The 14,611-nt window shown below is 69.4% G+C and carries 16 protein-coding genes and 6 pseudogenes; 10 read left to right on the top strand and 12 right to left on the bottom strand.

The features are described from left to right. Entirely contained in the window at nucleotides 1-792 is a 792-nt protein-coding gene (locus tag C7T91_RS20740) for an ABC transporter ATP-binding protein (RefSeq protein WP_108260916.1), read from the top strand. Nucleotide 793: 1 nt separating this feature from the next. Then, entirely contained in the window at nucleotides 794-1,150 is a 357-nt protein-coding gene (locus tag C7T91_RS20735) for an amidase family protein (protein ID WP_108260915.1), read from the top strand. Nucleotide 1,151: 1 nt separating this feature from the next. Here the strand turns inward: C7T91_RS20735 and C7T91_RS20730 are convergent. Next, nucleotides 1,152-1,538 (bottom strand): annotated as a pseudogene (locus C7T91_RS20730) (IS5 family transposase); the annotation flags it as partial. Between the two features lie 93 nt (nucleotides 1,539-1,631). Between C7T91_RS20730 and C7T91_RS31765 the strand changes: the two are divergent. Both C7T91_RS31765 and C7T91_RS20725 read left to right on the top strand, forming a co-directional pair. Further along, complete coding sequence (locus C7T91_RS31765; protein WP_145962961.1) at nucleotides 1,632-1,847, top strand: hypothetical protein; 216 nt, start codon at nucleotides 1,632-1,634, stop codon at nucleotides 1,845-1,847. 99 nt (nucleotides 1,848-1,946) lie between these two features. Further along, nucleotides 1,947-2,240, top strand: a pseudogene (locus C7T91_RS20725) (DUF3471 domain-containing protein); the annotation flags it as partial. A 339-nt stretch (nucleotides 2,241-2,579) separates the two neighbouring features. Here C7T91_RS20725 and C7T91_RS39755 read toward each other — a convergent pair. The 8 genes and pseudogenes from C7T91_RS39755 to C7T91_RS20685 all read right to left on the bottom strand — a co-directional run. After that, a pseudogene (locus C7T91_RS39755) lies at nucleotides 2,580-2,783 on the bottom strand (ATP-dependent DNA ligase); the annotation flags it as partial. Then, complete coding sequence (locus tag C7T91_RS20715) at nucleotides 2,780-3,784, bottom strand: ligase-associated DNA damage response exonuclease (RefSeq protein ID WP_108260912.1); 1,005 nt, start codon at nucleotides 3,782-3,784, stop codon at nucleotides 2,780-2,782. The pseudogene C7T91_RS39755 and the gene C7T91_RS20715, both read right to left, overlap by 4 nt. Nucleotides 3,785-3,823: 39 nt before the next feature. Continuing rightward, nucleotides 3,824-4,402: a lipid II flippase MurJ gene (locus C7T91_RS20710; protein ID WP_330848869.1), complete on the bottom strand. Its 579-nt coding sequence runs from the start codon at nucleotides 4,400-4,402 to the stop codon at nucleotides 3,824-3,826. 108 nt (nucleotides 4,403-4,510) lie between these two features. Continuing rightward, nucleotides 4,511-4,762 carry a phosphopantetheine-binding protein gene (locus tag C7T91_RS20705; protein ID WP_108260910.1) on the bottom strand — a complete coding sequence of 84 codons (252 nt, stop codon included), beginning with the start codon at nucleotides 4,760-4,762 and terminating at the stop codon, nucleotides 4,511-4,513. Nucleotides 4,763-4,773: 11 nt separating this feature from the next. Continuing rightward, nucleotides 4,774-5,475, bottom strand: coding sequence for an AMP-binding protein (locus C7T91_RS20700; protein WP_108260909.1), 702 nt, complete (start codon nucleotides 5,473-5,475; stop codon nucleotides 4,774-4,776). Nucleotides 5,476-5,527: 52 nt separating this feature from the next. Further along, a pseudogene (locus C7T91_RS20695) lies at nucleotides 5,528-6,079 on the bottom strand (metal ABC transporter permease); the annotation flags it as partial. After that, nucleotides 6,076-6,840 (bottom strand): ATP-binding cassette domain-containing protein, encoded by a 765-nt coding sequence (locus C7T91_RS20690; protein ID WP_108260907.1) that lies wholly within the window; start codon nucleotides 6,838-6,840, stop codon nucleotides 6,076-6,078. The pseudogene C7T91_RS20695 and the gene C7T91_RS20690, both read right to left, overlap by 4 nt. Further along, the gene (locus C7T91_RS20685) at nucleotides 6,837-7,316 is read right to left on the bottom strand and encodes a Fur family transcriptional regulator (protein ID WP_236638384.1); all 480 of its coding nucleotides are present in this window, start codon (nucleotides 7,314-7,316) and stop codon (nucleotides 6,837-6,839) included. Before C7T91_RS20685 ends, C7T91_RS20690 begins: the two co-directional genes overlap by 4 nt. A gap of 85 nt (nucleotides 7,317-7,401) precedes the next feature. Here C7T91_RS20685 and C7T91_RS20680 point away from each other — a divergent pair. Together C7T91_RS20680 and C7T91_RS20675 are read left to right on the top strand one after the other, a co-directional pair. Next, a pseudogene (locus C7T91_RS20680) lies at nucleotides 7,402-8,244 on the top strand (metal ABC transporter solute-binding protein, Zn/Mn family); the annotation flags it as partial. A 270-nt stretch (nucleotides 8,245-8,514) separates the two neighbouring features. Next, nucleotides 8,515-9,213 (top strand): fumarylacetoacetate hydrolase family protein, encoded by a 699-nt coding sequence (locus C7T91_RS20675; protein WP_108261656.1) that lies wholly within the window; start codon nucleotides 8,515-8,517, stop codon nucleotides 9,211-9,213. Nucleotides 9,214-9,342: 129 nt separating this feature from the next. Here C7T91_RS20675 and C7T91_RS20670 read toward each other — a convergent pair whose 3' ends face one another. Beyond that, nucleotides 9,343-9,537 carry an IS3 family transposase gene (locus C7T91_RS20670; protein ID WP_108260905.1) on the bottom strand — a complete coding sequence of 65 codons (195 nt, stop codon included), beginning with the start codon at nucleotides 9,535-9,537 and terminating at the stop codon, nucleotides 9,343-9,345. 354 nt (nucleotides 9,538-9,891) lie between these two features. Here C7T91_RS20670 and C7T91_RS20665 point away from each other — a divergent pair, with 354 nt between their 5' ends. The 4 genes and pseudogenes from C7T91_RS20665 to C7T91_RS39750 form a co-directional block, all read left to right on the top strand. Beyond that, entirely contained in the window at nucleotides 9,892-10,719 is an 828-nt protein-coding gene (locus C7T91_RS20665; RefSeq protein ID WP_201742179.1) for an ABC transporter ATP-binding protein, read from the top strand. Between the two features lie 3 nt (nucleotides 10,720-10,722). Next, a complete protein-coding gene (locus C7T91_RS20660; RefSeq protein WP_108260904.1) occupies nucleotides 10,723-11,487 on the top strand; it encodes an ABC transporter permease in 765 nt (254 codons plus the stop codon). Between the two features lie 270 nt (nucleotides 11,488-11,757). After that, nucleotides 11,758-12,687 (top strand): LysR family transcriptional regulator, encoded by a 930-nt coding sequence (locus C7T91_RS20655; protein ID WP_145962960.1) that lies wholly within the window; start codon nucleotides 11,758-11,760, stop codon nucleotides 12,685-12,687. A 2-nt stretch (nucleotides 12,688-12,689) separates the two neighbouring features. Then, nucleotides 12,690-12,989: pseudogene (locus tag C7T91_RS39750) on the top strand (MBL fold metallo-hydrolase); the annotation flags it as partial. 23 nt (nucleotides 12,990-13,012) lie between these two features. Here the strand turns inward: C7T91_RS39750 and C7T91_RS36410 are convergent. Further along, nucleotides 13,013-13,411: a hypothetical protein gene (locus tag C7T91_RS36410; protein ID WP_236638383.1), complete on the bottom strand. Its 399-nt coding sequence runs from the start codon at nucleotides 13,409-13,411 to the stop codon at nucleotides 13,013-13,015. A 181-nt stretch (nucleotides 13,412-13,592) separates the two neighbouring features. Then, a complete protein-coding gene (locus C7T91_RS20645) occupies nucleotides 13,593-14,552 on the bottom strand; it encodes an L-malyl-CoA/beta-methylmalyl-CoA lyase (protein WP_108260901.1) in 960 nt (319 codons plus the stop codon). Between the last annotated feature and the right edge of the window lie 59 nt (nucleotides 14,553-14,611).

Genomic DNA, 14,611 nt, shown 5'->3' with positions numbered 1-14,611 from the left:
ATGACCGACATGAGCCCCAAGCTGCAGCCCGTGATGCGGATGCAGAACCTCGACAAGGTCTATCCCAACGGCACCGTCGCGCTGAAGAACCTGTTTCTCGACGTCCATCCCGGCGAGTTCGTCTCGCTCCTCGGCCCCTCGGGCTGCGGCAAGTCCACCGCGCTGAAGATCGCCGCCGGGCTGGCCGAGCATTCCGCCGGGCGCATCCAGCGCCCCGGCGAGGACGAGGCCAAGGGCATCCGCGCCCGTGCGGGCGAGATCGGCTTCGTCTTCCAGGAGCCGAACCTGATGCCCTGGCTGTCGGTCTTCGACAACGTCTACCTGCCGCTGAAGCTCGCGGGCCTGTCCCGCACCGATGCGGCCGCCGATGTTGCCGCGATCCTCGAGACCGTGGGGCTGGCAGGCTTCCATGACAGCTATCCGCGCGAGCTGTCGGGCGGCATGAAGATGCGCGTCTCGATCGCCCGCGCGCTGGTGACGAAGCCGAAGCTCCTGCTGATGGACGAGCCTTTCGCCGCGCTCGACGAAATCACCCGCAACAAGATTTCGCAGGACCTTCTGGAACTGTGGCAGGCCACCGGATCGACGGTGATCTTCGTCACGCATTCGGTCTTCGAGAGCGTCTTCCTGTCGAACCGCATCGTGGTGATGGCGGCGCGGCCCGGGCGGATCATCGGCGAAATCGGGGTGGACGCGCCCTATCCGCGCGATGCAAGCTTCCGGCTGACCCAGGATTACGCGGCGCATTGCCGGGATGTGAGCGGGCTGCTGACCCGCGCCATGGAGAGCTGAGATGAGTACCGACCCCTTCGTGACAACCTTCCCCGAGGGGACTTTCCCGCAAGGCGACGGCGTGCTCTCGGGGCTGCGGCTGGCGGTGAAGGACAATCTCGACATTGCCGGATACGTCACCGGCTCAGGCCATCCCGGCTGGGCCGCGCTCCGGGAACCTGCCGCCTCGACCGCGCCGGTGGTGCGGATGCTGGCGGCGGCCGGCGCGCGGATCGTGGGCAAGACCCAGATGGACGAGCTGGCCTATTCGCTGATGGGCGAGAACGCGCATTACGGCACGCCGCTGAACCCCGCCGCGCCGGACCGCGTGCCGGGCGGCCTGATAATGTCCGCCCGCAGGGGCGCACTCCATACTTAGGTCATGTTGACAAAAGGCGTAGCCAGACTCGGACGGACGCAATGTCAATGAAGCCGAGGAAACTCAGGGCGGTCTTGTCATAGCGCGTTGCCACCCGACGGCACTGCTTGAGCTTGGAGAAGCAACGTTCGACCAGGTTGCGCCAGCGGTAGAAGTCGCGGTCGACAGCGCGCCATTCCTTGCGGTTCCGCCGCATCGGGATGACCGCCACGATACCACGTTCCTCGAGCTTTTCCCGTACCTTGTCAGCATCATAGCCCTTGTCGGCGAGGAAGTATTCAGGCTCTGGCAGATCCTGCGTCATGACCAGGTCGAACCCCTTCACATCGGCCGTCTCGTCGCCGGTGATCTCGCTGCGCATCGGCAGCCCCGCACCGTTCCCCCGGAGGTCCCAAGTTCGACGTCAAAATCGATAAGTAATTGATATTGCCAGAACTGGATTGCGAGATTTGCCACAACTTGGCTGTCAGGCGGGGCGCTGTTGCGAGCAGAACGGATCTATCCGCTAGCTCGTTTCGCAAAAGATCGAATCTGGGGAGGCGATGCACCGCTTGCCCCGAAAGGGATGTATGATGGCCAGGACCACAGCACCGAGACCTGTCTGGACGCGCTGCGCGATGCCCGCATGGCAAGGCAACTGGAAAAGCACTTTCCCCTGGCGCTCGGCGCGCCTGCTTCCGCAGCGGCCGATAACTGAGTGGCCGACACAGGCGGGGCGGTCCTGTGCGCCCCGCCTGCCGGGCGGGGCTAGCGCGCGGCGCGGCCGCCCGCAGTCGGCGCCGAGCCGCCGCAATCCCCCGCCGCGGCGCAGCCCGGCGAGGCCTATGCCGGGACCTATGGCAACGGCTATTTCGGGCCGGCCACGGTCGCGGCCACGGCCGACGGGCTGGTGCTGCGGCTCGGGCCGGAGGGCCGGGAGCTGCCGCTTGAGCATTGGGACGGCGACAGCTTCGTCCTCCGCCCGGTGACGGAAAACCAGCCCGGGGGCTCGGTCTCGCGCGTCGATTTCGCGCTCGGCACGGGCCGCGCGACGATGCGGATCGAGCATCTGGACGGCGAAGGCCTGGGCCTGTTCACCCGCTCCGAATAGCGCGCGGGGCCTGGCGGGCGGTTTGCGCCCGCCTGCCGCGCCGGGCGGATTTTCCCGCTCTGCGCGAACCGTGGATCCATTTGACAATCCAGGGGCATCCGCCTGCGGCGGTTATACCGAAATTGAACCGTTAACAGACTTTAATTATTTGGCGGGACCTGCATAACTTTCCCCGGCGCAAGCTTTGCCGGCCGCCGCCGCCGGCCGCCGCGCCTGCGGATATCCGCCCCATGCCGAGAGGACCCTGCAAGTGACTGCGTACCGCCCCACGTTCCCGTTCCCGCTCCTGGCCGGCTTTGCCGCCGTGCTGGCCTCTGCCGGTGCCGGCATGGCTGCGGAGGGCGCCTGCGTTGCCGATCCCGCCGCGGTGATCGCCACCCCCGAGGGCACCGCGCGCCGCGGCCGCCGCCCCGACAGCAGCGCGATCGCCCAGAGCCGGTCCTCTTCGGGTGCCTCGGCCAGATAGGCGGCCAGCGCCGCGACCTTGGCATTGGTCCGCGTCGTGCGGTCGAGCGCGGCGAAGAGCCGGGCGAAGCGCTTCATTCCGCGGTCTCCTCCGTCTCTTCGCCCGCGAACTCGGTCTCGACGATGCCCGCGTCATAGCCCTGATCCTCCAGCCATCGGCGGAAGACGGACGTGTAGCCATGGGTGACGAAGACCCGCTCCGCTCCGGTCGCGCGGATTGCCGTGTTCAGCCCGTCCCAATCGGCATGGTCCGACAGCACGAAGCCGCGGTCCATGCCGCGCCGCCGCCGCACGCCGCGCAGCCGCATCCAGCCCGAGGCGAAGCCCGCCGAGGACGGCCCGAAGCGCCGTGCCCAGGGCGTTCCCAAGGCGGCAGGCGGCGCGATGACGAGCGCGCCGGGATGATCCTTCGGCTGCGTCTCGGGAGTGACGCGGATCGTGGCGGGCAGGTCATACCCTTGGGCGCGCAGCACCTCGTTGGTCGCCTCCACCGCGCCATGGGTCAGGATCGGCCCCGCCGAGCCGTCGATCCCGGCCAGGAGCCTCTGCGCCTTGCCGAGGGAATAGGCGCCGAGGATCGACATCCGCCCGGCGGCGCGGTTCTCCGCCCACCAGGTGTCGATCTCCGCCATGACCTCGGATTGCGGCGCCCAGCGGAACACCGGCAGGCCGAAGGTGCATTCCGAGATGAAGGTGTGGCAGCGCACCGGCTCGAACGGCTCGCAGAGCCCGTCTGCTTCGGTCTTGTAGTCGCCCGAGACGACCCAGACCTCGCCCGCCACCTCGACCCGGACCTGCGCCGAGCCGGGCAGGTGGCCTGCCGGATGCAGGCTGACCGTCGCCTCGCCGATGCGGCGCGGCTCGCCGTAGCGCAGCGTCTCGATCCGGATGCCGCCCAGCCGGTGGCGGATCACCGGCGCGGCCTCGGGCGTGCAGAGATAGCTGCCATGGCCGGGCCGCGCGTGGTCGGAATGGCCATGGGTGATGACGGCCCGCTCGACGGGCCGCCAGGGGTCGATGTGGAAACCGCCCGCGGGACAGTGGATGCCCCGCTCGGTGAAGCTCAGGACCGGCGCCATGCCCGGGGATCTAGCGGGCCTGGCGCGGAACCCAAGGGCCTAGCCGCGCCGCGTGGCCGATTTCAGGTCGCGCAGCGTGAAGGCGCCGGTCAGATGCGAGGCCGCCGCATAGGACAGCATGCCGAGCCCGACCAGAAGCGCGAGCGCCAGATAGCGCCAGCCGCCGGTATGCAGCAGATCGTCCATCGCGGCGGCGGCGCCGATCAGAACCGCGCCCATGATGACGCTGGCGAGGATCTGGCGCGGGATGCGGCGGCGCAGCCGGTCGTCGAACCGGGCGGCGAGCCCCATGTCGCGCGCCCCCCACCACAACAGCAGCACCATGCCCCAGCCCGCCAGCGTTGTGCCCCAGGCGGCGGCGATGAAGCCGAAGACCGGGGCGAAGCCGATGGCGATCGCGGCGTTGATGACCATCGCCCAGACCGCGTAGCGGAACGGCCGCACGGTGTCCTCGCGCGCGAAATAGAGCGGCTGCATCACCTTCTGCAGCACGAAGGCCGGCAGGCCCGCGCCATAGACCGCCACGGCCAGCGCGGTGGCGGCGGTGTCGGAGGCGTCGAAGGCGCCGCGCTGGAACAGCACCGAGACCAGCGGGCCGGGAATGGCGATCAGCGCCACCGCCGCCGGCAAGGTCAGGGCGAGGGCGAACTCGCCCGGGCAAGGCGGCAGGGGATCGGCACCCCTGCCTCGGGGCTGCCGCCATAGCGGCGCAGCGCCAGCGCCGGTTCAGGCCGCAGCACGCCGGGCCTCTATCAGCTGCCACCAGCGCTCGAGCGTCGGCTCGGTCGCCAGGTCCTCGAAGCCGAGCGCGACGCCGTGGCGGCCGAGTTCGGCGGAGAATTCCATCACCATGATCGAGTCGAGCCCGTAGAAGAGCAGGCTTTCCCCGGGGTCGATCCCGGACGGGTCCACGACCATCTCGGCCACGCGGGCCTCCAGCCAGGCGCGGGTCAGGGGGGCAGGGGCTGCATCGGTCATTTGGTCTCTCCTCAGGATGCGGTTTCGGGCGCGGTGAGCTCTTCGCGCAGGCGCGTCTTGTCGGTCTTGCCGACAGGGGTCAGGGGCAGGCTGTCCGCCATGCGGACGCGGTCGGGCAGCTTGTATTCGGCGATGCCCTGGGCCATCAGGTGGCGGCGGATGTCGACGGGGCGCAGCTCCGGGCCGGCGACGATCACCGCGCAGCTCCGCTCGCCCAGCACCGGGTCGGGAACGGCGACCAGCGCGGCCTGGCGGATCTGCGGATGGCGCAGCAGCAGCGCCTCGATTTCCTCCGCCGCGATCTTCTCGCCGCCGCGGTTTATCTGGTCCTTGACCCGCCCGACGACGCGCAGATGGCCCGAAGCCTGGCGGATCACCACGTCGCCGCTGCGGTAGAAGCCGTCGGCATCGAAGGCGCCCAGATTGTGGCCCGGGGCCTTGTAGTAGCCGCGGAACGTGTAGGGGCCGCGCACCGCAAGTTCGCCCGGCGTGCCGTCGGGGACCTCCCGGCCGTCGGGGCCGAGCACGCGGATCTCGTCATCCGGGCTGATCGGCCGTCCCTGGGTGGCAAAGACGGTGCCGGGCGGGTCCTCGGCGCGGGTGTAGTTCACCAGACCCTCGGCCATGCCGAAGACTTGGATCAGGCGGCAGCCGAAGACCTGGGGCACCTTGCGCGCGCTCGCTTCGGCAAAGGCGGCGCCGCCGACCAGCATGCTGCGCAGGCTCGACAGGTCATGCCCGCCCGCCGCCGCGGCCCCGAGCCAGGACGGCGACGACCAGCGCCAGCGCGAAGGTCAGGACGCGCTGCTCGCGTTCCGGGTCGATGCCGCTGGCGCGGGCGAGGTCGCCGTTCAGCGTCGTGGTCAGCAGCGCCGACCAGCGCCACCAGAGCAAAGCCAGCACCAGCGCGCCGCCGCCCCAGATCACCGCCAGGTCGCCGCGGGTGACGGCGAGGATGTCGCCGAAGAGATAGGCCGACAGATCCACCCGCGCGCCCGGGATCAGCGAGACCGCGACCAGCCCGAAGGCCAGCGACGAATGCGCTGCGACGCCGAGGATCGTGTCGCTGCTGTGGCCGCGTCCCGACAGGGCGGTGACCGCCGTCGCCATGGCGAGGCAGCAGATCAGCACGCCCGCGAGGATCGGGCCCTGGAAGGCCAGCGACAGCGCGACGCCGAGGATCGCGGCATGGGCGGTGGCATCGCCGAAATAGGCCATGCGGCGCCAGACGACGAAGCAGCCCAGGGGCGCCGCGGCCAGCGCCACGCCCAGTCCGGCGAGGGCGGCGCGGATCAGGAAACTGTCGAGAAAGCTCATTCGGCGGCGGTTCCGTGGCTGTGTTCGCGCGCATGGTCGTGGCCGCAGGCGCTTTCATGGCTGTGGTCATGGTCGTGGCGGTAGAGCGCCAGCGCGCCCTGCGTGCCGCTGCCGAAAAGCGCGCGGTATTCCGGGGCGGAGGAGACATGTTCCGGCGTGCCGTGGCAGCAGACATGGCCGTTGAGGCAGACCACCCGGTCGGAGGCGGCCATGACGACATGCAGCTCGTGGCTGACCATCAGCACCGCGCAGCCGGTTTCGTCGCGGATGGTCTCGATCTGGCGGTAGAAGGCGGCGGAGCCGGGCTGGTCGAGCCCCTGCGTCGCCTCGTCGAGGATCAGCAGGTCGGGCCGGGTCAGAAGCGCGCGCGCCAGCAGCACGCGCTGGAACTGCCCGCCCGACAGCTCGGACATCTGCCGGTCATAGAGCAGCGCGGCGCCGGCCTGTTCCAGCGCGGCGCGGGTCTCGAACCGGCTGAACCGCACCGGCAGCGACAGGAAGCGCCCGACGGTCAGCGGCAGGGTCGGGTCGACATGCAGCTTCTGCGGGACATAGCCGATCCGGAGCCCCGGCTTGCGCCGGATCTTGCCTGCGGCGGGCGTCACGGCGCCGATCACCGCGCGCATCAGCGTGGTCTTGCCCGAGCCGTTCGGACCGACCAGCGTGACGATCTCGCCGCCGGAAATCTCGAAATCGACCCCGGTCAGCACCGGCCGCCCGTCCATCCGGACATCGAGCCCGGTGATCGAGACCAGCGTCATTCGGCGGCCCCGCGGCAGGCCGGGCAGAGGCCCTCGGCCTCGACGGCGGCGCGCTCGACCGAGAAGCCGATGCCCTTGGCCGACTCGGCCAGCGCCTTGCGGGTCAGCGTGCTGTCGGTCTCGGCGACGCGGTTGCAGGCGCGGCAGATCAGGAAGGCGGGCGTATGGTCGTCGCCGCCATGGGTGCAGGCGACGAAGGCGTTGAGCCGCTCGATCCGGTGGACGAAGCCGTTGGCGGTGAGGAAGTCGAGCGCCCGGTAGGCGACCGGCGGCTGCGAGCCGAGCCCCTCCTCGCGCAGCCGGTCGAGGATCTCGTAGGCGCCCATGGCGCGGTGCTCCTCCAGCAGGATCTCCAGCACGCGCTTGCGCACGGGGGTCATCTTCAGCCCGGCCTCGCGGCATTGGCGCATGGCGGTATCGACGCCGTGCGAGATGCAGGCACCGTGATCATGGGGGGTGAAGCTGGGTTCCGGCACAGGACATCTCCTTCGCAGGTTTGGGGGTTGATATGTTATACGATACGCCATAGCAAGGGGCCCTGATCTGTTATAAGGTAACATCATGCGGACGAGAATGACGGTGATCGCGGCGGGGCTGCTTCTGGGCGGGGCGGGCATGGCTGCCGCCGAAGTGCCCCATGTGGCGACGGACATCCCGCCGGTCCACGGGCTTGTGGCGCGGGTGATGCAGGGCCTCGGCACGCCGGATCTGGTGGTGCCGCCCGGCGCCTCGCCGCATGGCTACGCGCTGCGCCCCTCCGAGGCGGCGGTGCTGGAGCGCGCCGATCTGGTGGTCTGGGTCGGAGAAGCGCTGACCCCCTGGCTGGAGCGCCCGATCGGCAGCCTCGCGGGCGGCGCGCATGTGATGGAGCTGCTGGCGGTGCCGGAGACCCATCTGCTGGCCTTCCGCGAGGGCGCGACCTTCGAGGCGCACCATCATGGCGAGGGCGGCCATGGCGAGGACGGCCATGGCGATGACGGCCATGAGGAGCATGCCGAAGAGGACGGGCATGACGGGCATGGCCATGACGGCGGGCACGGCCATGACGGGGACCACGCGGAGGAGGACGGCCACGGCCATGAGGAGGCCCATGCCGACGCGCATGGGCATGATCATGGCGGTGCCGATCCGCATGCCTGGCTGGACCCGGAGAATGCCGCGCTGTGGCTCGGCGCGATTGCCGCCGAGCTGGGCGAGCTCGATCCGGAGAATGCCGCGGCCTATGCGGCGAATGCCGAGGCCGGGAAGGCCGAGATCGCGGCGGCTGCCGCGGAGGCGGCTGCGCTGCTGGCACCGGTCGAGGGCCGTCCCTTCGTCGTCTTCCACGATGCCTACCATTATTTCGAGGCCGCCTTCGGCGCCGAGGCCGCCGGAGCGCTGTCGCTGGGCGATGCCGCCGAGCCGGGCTGCCAGCGCCCGGCCGCCGAGCGGCGCCGCCAGCTTGTCTTCCGGTCCGAACCGCGCCGAGCGCCCCGCCGCCAGCACCGCGCCCACCCAACGTTCCGCCATTGCCTGTCCTCCATGGTCCGACGCCGATCCTGCCCGGCCATGCAGCAGGCGCAAGCCCCCATGCGCGGCGAAGCACCGCACACCGTCCGGCCCGCGCATGTGGTTTCACTCTGGCCAGCCGCGCCCAGGACACGCGGCCCCGAGACCATCCCGAAAGGACCCGCCATGACCCAGGACCCAAGCTTCGCCGTTGCGCCGCCCGTGCCCGTCACGCTGCCCGTCGCCGGAGAGGAGGCCGTCTTTCCGGTCGGGAGGATCTTCTGCATCGGCCGCAACTACGCCGCCCATGCCGCCGAGATGGGGCACGACTCCAGCCGCGAGCCGCCGTTCTTCTTCATGAAGCCGAACACCGCGGTCTGCCCGCCCGGCACCGACTTCACCTATCCGCGCCATTCCTCGGACGTGCATCACGAGGTCGAGCTGGTGGCCGCGATCGGCCGCGGCGGGTCGCATATCGATGCCGAACATGCGCTGGCACATGTCTGGGGCTACGGCGTCGGGCTCGACATGACGCTGCGCGACATCCAGGCGACGGCCAAGTCGATGGGCCGCCCTTGGGAAACCGCCAAGGCCGTCGACGGCTCGGCCCCGATCGGCGCGATCCATCCCGTCGCCCGGACCGGCCACCCGGTCGCCGGGCGCATCGCGCTCAGGGTGAACGGCAACCTCAAGCAGGAGGGCGATCTCGGCCAGATGATCTGGTCCGTCCCGGAGATGATCGCCCATATCTCGCAGAGCTTCACGCTGCGCCCCGGCGACCTGATCATGACCGGCACGCCCTCGGGAGTCGGCCCGGTGCTGATGGGCGACCTGCTCGAAGGCATGGTCGAGGGCGTCGGCACGGTCTCGGTGAAGATCCGCTGACGCCTCAGCCGCGCCCCGGCAGCCGACGCAGGACCATGTCGCGGGCGCCGACGGCCCAGCCCGAGCCCTCTGGAGTGCGCCCCTGCGCGTGGACTGAGTTTCCCCCCGGATCTCTGACTGGGGCGATATTCACTCTGTGGCCATCTTGGCGGCCATGTCGATCCTTGCCTGCGCAGGGGGCCGGTCGCCGATGCTGGAGTGGCGCCGGTGCCGGTTGCGGAAGATGGCGATGAATTCGAACAGCGTGGCCTTGGCCTCCTGTCGCGGCCGGAACCTCGTGCGGTGGACCAGCCCGGTCTCCAGCGATCCGAAGACGCTCTCCATCGGCGCGGTCTCCCCTCGTGCAGGGCAATTGTCACCGTCGTTCGATGCCTTGCGCGGCACGGGTGGCTTGGTCGGCCATGGCCGCTGCGGCCCGGCCGGACGGAGCGTCTGGCCGGTGTCCGGAGCCGCCCCCCGATCTCTCCGGCTGCCGGAAGGCCTCGCCGGAGCGCGCCGCCTTTCGGCCGTGTTTTCCTTTCATGCAAAAGGACTTGGGGGCGTGCCGCACGGTCTGCCCCGAGGGGACTGCGATACCTGGAACGGCCGTGTTTTCCGGATGCGTGGCACGGCTGTTGCACCCGAAAATGACATGATCGCCGACAGGAACGGCGACGCAAATCGGAGGAGATGACGAAGATGAAGCTTGAGTCAGCGGAGGCCATGTCCATGGCAAGCCGGCATCCGGAGGCCGTGCCGAAGGAGGAGCTGGTGCGGTTCGAGGGCGTGTCGAAGTCGTTCGGCGCCCTGCAGGCGGTGCACGGAGTTTCCCTTTCGGTCGCCGAAGGCGAATTCATCACGCTCGTCGGCCCGTCCGGCTGCGGGAAGTCGACCTTGCTCAACATGACCGCGGGGCTGTTCGAGCCGACGGAAGGCCGGGTGACCTATCGCGGAGAGCTGGTCCGGCCCTACAACCGCAAGGTCGGCTACATGACCCAGAGCGACCATCTCCTGCATTGGCGGACCGTGGAGCGCAACATCGCCGTGCCGCTGGAGATCGCGCGGATGCCGCGGCCGCAGATCCGGGCGCGGGTGGAGGAGCTCCTGGAACTGGTGGGCCTGGCGGGGTTCGGGGCCAGCTATCCCGGCGAGCTTTCGGGCGGCATGCGCAAGCGCTGCGCCCTGGCGCGGCTGCTGGCCTACGACCCCGAGACGCTGCTCTTCGACGAGCCGTTTGCCGCGCTCGACGCGCAGCTCCGGCTGAAGATGCAGATGGAAATCCGGCGGATCGTCGCCAAGCTGAACAAGACGGTGCTGTTCGTCACGCATGACCTCGACGAGGCGGTGGCGCTGGCCGACCGCTGCGTGGTTTTCGCCGGCCGTCCGGGCACGATCAAGGAGGTTCTGGACATCCCGCTGCCGCGCGAGCGCGACCTCTTCGGCATCCGCCACAACGCCGACTATGTCGGGATGACCGCGCGCCTGTGGGACGAAATGGCGCCGGCCGCAGCGCAGTGCGGGGGCTGACACATGATGATCCTTTCGCGTTTCGCCATTCTCGCGGCGCTCCTGGCGTTCTGGGAAATCGCCTCGGGCCGCCTCATCCAGGAATACCTGGTCAGCAAGCCCAGCAAGATCGCGGAGACCTTCCTCGACTGGGTGATGGACGGCAGCATCTTCTTCCATGCCGGCATCACCGCGATCGAGGCGCTGGCGGGCTTCGTCCTCGGGGCGCTGGCGGGCATGGTCCTGGGCATGGTGCTGGGACGGGCCGAGCGCCTTGCCGAGCTGCTCAACCCCTTCATCATGGCGTTCTACAGCATCCCCAAGATCGCGCTCGCGCCGCTGTTCATCATCTGGTTCGGCATCGGCATCGAAATGAAGATCCTGCTGACCGGCACCATCGTCTTCTTCCTGGTGTTCCTCAACACCTATACCGGAGTGCGCAGCGTCAGTCCCGAGCTGATCAACATCCTGCGGCTGATGGGGGCGAACGAGGGCGACGCGCTGCGCAAGGTCGTTCTGCCCTCCGCCATCGTCTGGGTGTTCACCGGGCTGCGGCTGTCGGTGCCCTATGCCATGATCGGCGCGATCGTCGGCGAGATGATCGCCGCGAACCGCGGGCTCGGCTACCTGCTGTCCCATGCCTCCAGCCAGTTCAACACCGCCGGCGTCTTCGCCGCGCTGGCCGCGATCATCGCCATGTCGGTGCTGATGAACACGGCGGTCAGCGTCCTGGCGCATGCCGCAATGCCCTGGGAGAAGGCCAGGCAGAACCGCGAGATCGCGATCTGACCCGCGTGGCAAGGGACCCGGCGCGGACAGGCCGGGTCTCCTGCCGGACGGCTCCGGCTGGCGCGGAATTTGCGTGGCACGGGGCAACAAGGCCGCCGCAAGCCGGATCCCGCGCCATGTCGCGGATGTTCCGGCGGAAGGCATGGGCGGGACGCTGGGAAAGGGCCTGTCCGGCGGGAACTGCCGCCGGGCCTGCCGCGGCCCCGGGCGGGACGCTGCCGCGCCGCGGCAGGTTGGCAAGCGGCTGAAGGGCAGCGGAGGGGAACTGCGTTGGAATTGCGCCATATCAGATATTTCGCCGCCGCCGCCGGGGCGCTGCATTTCGGCCGGGCCGCGGAGATCCTCGCGGTGACGCGCCCTGCGGTCTCGCAGACCGTGGCGGATCTCGAGATGGAGCTGGGCGTGAAGCTGTTCCGGCGCGAGGCGCACAAGGTGCAGCTGACCGCCGCGGGCGAGACCTTCCTGAAACATGCTCTGGCGATCCTCCAGGATGTCGAGACCGCGACCCAGACGACCCGGCGAGTCGGCGAGGGCAAGGCCGGCCTCCTCAGGATCGGATACGGCTCGCTCGGGCTGCGCCATCCGGTGTTCCGCGAAGGCGTCAAGAAGATGGGCGTGCTCTATCCCGAGACCGATCTCGTCCTGAAGGAGCAGGCCAGCAGCCTCCAGCTCGATGAGATCCGCCTCGGACGGCTCGATGCGGGCTTCGTCTATGTCGCCCGCGAGGAGGGCAGGCGGACGATGTCGCTGCCCGAGAGCGGCAGCATCGGCGACCTCAATTCGCTGGTGCTCGATGCCGGGCACATCGGCGTCGCGCTTCCGGTCGACCATCCGCTGGCCGGACGGGAGGAGCTCGACATCGGCGAGCTGAGCGGCGAGGGCTTCATCGTCGTCGGGCGCTCGCTGGTGAACCCGTTCTTCCCGTTCACGCCGAAAATCGTCCAGCAGGTCTCCAACATCTCGACCCAGATCAACCTGATCTCGGTTGGCATGGGCGTCGGGCTGATCGTCACCTCGTCGCAACTGCAGTTTCCCGGCGACATCCGCGTTGCCCGGCTGCGCCAGGACACCTTCCGGACCGAGCTGCGCCTGGTTTGGCCCTCCGGCCCGCCGGAGGCGATCCTCGGCAATTTCATTTCCGTCCTGCGCGGTCTCGGCGCCGCGGCGGCGGAGGCACGGGACGGGACGGGAGCGCCGTAGACATGCATGACCTCGTCAAGAAGAGCCGGTCGGCCGACTTCCTGCAGGAGCCGGTGCCGGATTACGGCAGGGCGGTTCCGGTGGCCGACGGCGTCCTGCGCATCGTAGCGCCCAATCCGGGCGTGATGACCTATCACGGGACGAATTCCTATCTGGTCGGGACGGCGGAGGGCACCCTGGCGATCGATCCCGGCCCCGACGATGCCGGGCATGTCCAGGCGATCCTGCGGGCGGCGCCGGGCGGCCTCCGGGCCATCGTGCTGACCCACGGCCATGGCGATCACGCCGGGGCGGCCGATGCGCTGCGCCGGGTCGATCGCGGCGATCAGCGCGCCGAGGCAGGCCGGGTCGCGCCGACCCGCCGCATGGCGGCGGCGGCATGGGCGTCCTCGGCACTTGTGCCGGGCTGCAGGCCTTCGGGGGCGGGAGAAAAATCGCCGAGCGTCCGGGCCGTTTCGGCCAGGGCCTGTCGGGTCGTTTGCAGTTTGGGGACCGGCGCATGCGGATCGAAGCGGGTGTAGAGCACCGCGAGCCGGGCATTCTCGGTCTTCGCTTCGGAGAGCTGCCGTCCGGTCTCGCGCAGCTCCGTCTCGACCTGGCGCAGCTTCATCTCCATCTGGCCGATCTTCACGCTGCCGACATGGCGCGCCAGCGCCGCGATGCGGCCGGGGTGGCGTATCCGCTGGGCGGCGAGGGCGGCTGCCGGCAGCGCCCGGACCGGCACGTAGTCGAGGGCCAGCTTGATGCGCCGGCAGGCCGGACCGCTCTCCGTGCTGTCCTCTGCGGGCGATGTCCGTTCGCCGAAAGGCTGGCAGCGCCGCGGGAGGGTGTCAGTCGCGCAGGCACTGATCCGGGAAAATGGGGCCGCGCGTTGCCTCCCAACGCCGCGCGGCCCGGGCGCTGGCTCAGCTGCTTGCAATCAGCTCGGCTTGCGCCACGATGACTTCGGCCTGCTTGATCGACGCGATGTCGACCAGGCGGCCTTTGTAGACGGTGGCCCCGGCGCCTTCGGCCTTGGCCTTCTCCATGGCGGCGAGAATCTCGCGTGCCTCGGCCACGGCTTCCTCGGAGGGGGTGAAGACCTCGTTGGCGATGGCGATCTGCTTGGGGTGGATCGCCCATTTTCCGACCATGCCCAGCGTCGCCGAGCGGCGCGCCTGCGCGCGATAGCCTTCGTCATCCGAGAAATCGCCGAACGGCCCGTCGACCGGCAGCACGCCATGGGTGCGGCAGGCGGCGACAATGGCGGCCTGCGCCCAGTGCCACGGATCCGACCAGTGCTTCGCGCCCTCGCGGATCATGTAGTAGTTTTCCTGCGTCCCGCCGATGCCGGTGGTCTGCATCCCCATCGAGGCCGCGAAATCGGCGGCGCCGAGGCTCATCGCCTCCATGCGGGGCGAGGCGGCGGCGATCTCCTCGACATGGGCGATGCCCGCCGCGGATTCGATGATCACCTCGAACTTGATCGGCTTCGTGCGGCCCTTGGCGCGCTCCACCGCGGTGACCAGCGCATCGACGGCATAGATGTCGCCCGCGCAGCCGACCTTCGGGATCATGATCTGGTCGATCCGGTCCGAGGCCTGCTCCAGCAGATCGACCACGTCGCGGTACCAGTAGGGCGTGTCGAGCCCGTTGATCCGCACCGACAGGGTCTTCTTGCCCCAGTCGATGTCGCCGATCGCCTGGATGATGTTCTTGCGGGCTTCGGCCTTGTCGTCGGGTGCGACCGAGTCCTCGAGGTCGAGATTGATGACATCGGCGGCCGATCCTGCCATCTTCTCGAAGATGGCCGGGCGGGAGCCCGGGCCGAAAAGCTGGCAGCGGTTGGGACGGGCAGGGGCCGCGGGCTGGATGCGGAAACTCATTCGGGCCTCTCGGTCATTTTATTGCTCATCTTGTCCACCGCTGGTTATATCCTTGCGCG

It is taken from the genome of Mangrovicoccus ximenensis, assembly GCF_003056725.1.
Classification (GTDB): domain Bacteria; phylum Pseudomonadota; class Alphaproteobacteria; order Rhodobacterales; family Rhodobacteraceae; genus Mangrovicoccus; species Mangrovicoccus ximenensis.
This window is presented reverse-complemented; position numbering and strand designations above follow the sequence as displayed.

Excerpts from the sequence above, each read along its gene's own strand:
- C7T91_RS20740 (WP_108260916.1), top strand. The coding sequence starts at position 1 with ATGACCGACATGAGCCCCAAGCTGCAGCCCGTGATGCGGATGCAGAAC.
- C7T91_RS20735 (WP_108260915.1), top strand. The coding sequence starts at position 794 with ATGAGTACCGACCCCTTCGTGACAACCTTCCCCGAGGGGACTTTCCCG.
- C7T91_RS20715 (WP_108260912.1), bottom strand. The coding sequence starts at position 3,784 with ATGGCGCCGGTCCTGAGCTTCACCGAGCGGGGCATCCACTGTCCCGCG.
- C7T91_RS20705 (WP_108260910.1), bottom strand. The coding sequence starts at position 4,762 with ATGACCGATGCAGCCCCTGCCCCCCTGACCCGCGCCTGGCTGGAGGCC.
- C7T91_RS20700 (WP_108260909.1), bottom strand. The coding sequence starts at position 5,475 with ATGCTGGTCGGCGGCGCCGCCTTTGCCGAAGCGAGCGCGCGCAAGGTG.
- C7T91_RS20690 (WP_108260907.1), bottom strand. The coding sequence starts at position 6,840 with ATGACGCTGGTCTCGATCACCGGGCTCGATGTCCGGATGGACGGGCGG.
- C7T91_RS20675 (WP_108261656.1), top strand. The coding sequence starts at position 8,515 with ATGACCCAGGACCCAAGCTTCGCCGTTGCGCCGCCCGTGCCCGTCACG.
- C7T91_RS20670 (WP_108260905.1), bottom strand. The coding sequence starts at position 9,537 with ATGGAGAGCGTCTTCGGATCGCTGGAGACCGGGCTGGTCCACCGCACG.
- C7T91_RS20665 (WP_201742179.1), top strand. The coding sequence starts at position 9,892 with ATGAAGCTTGAGTCAGCGGAGGCCATGTCCATGGCAAGCCGGCATCCG.
- C7T91_RS20660 (WP_108260904.1), top strand. The coding sequence starts at position 10,723 with ATGATGATCCTTTCGCGTTTCGCCATTCTCGCGGCGCTCCTGGCGTTC.
- C7T91_RS20645 (WP_108260901.1), bottom strand. The coding sequence starts at position 14,552 with ATGAGTTTCCGCATCCAGCCCGCGGCCCCTGCCCGTCCCAACCGCTGC.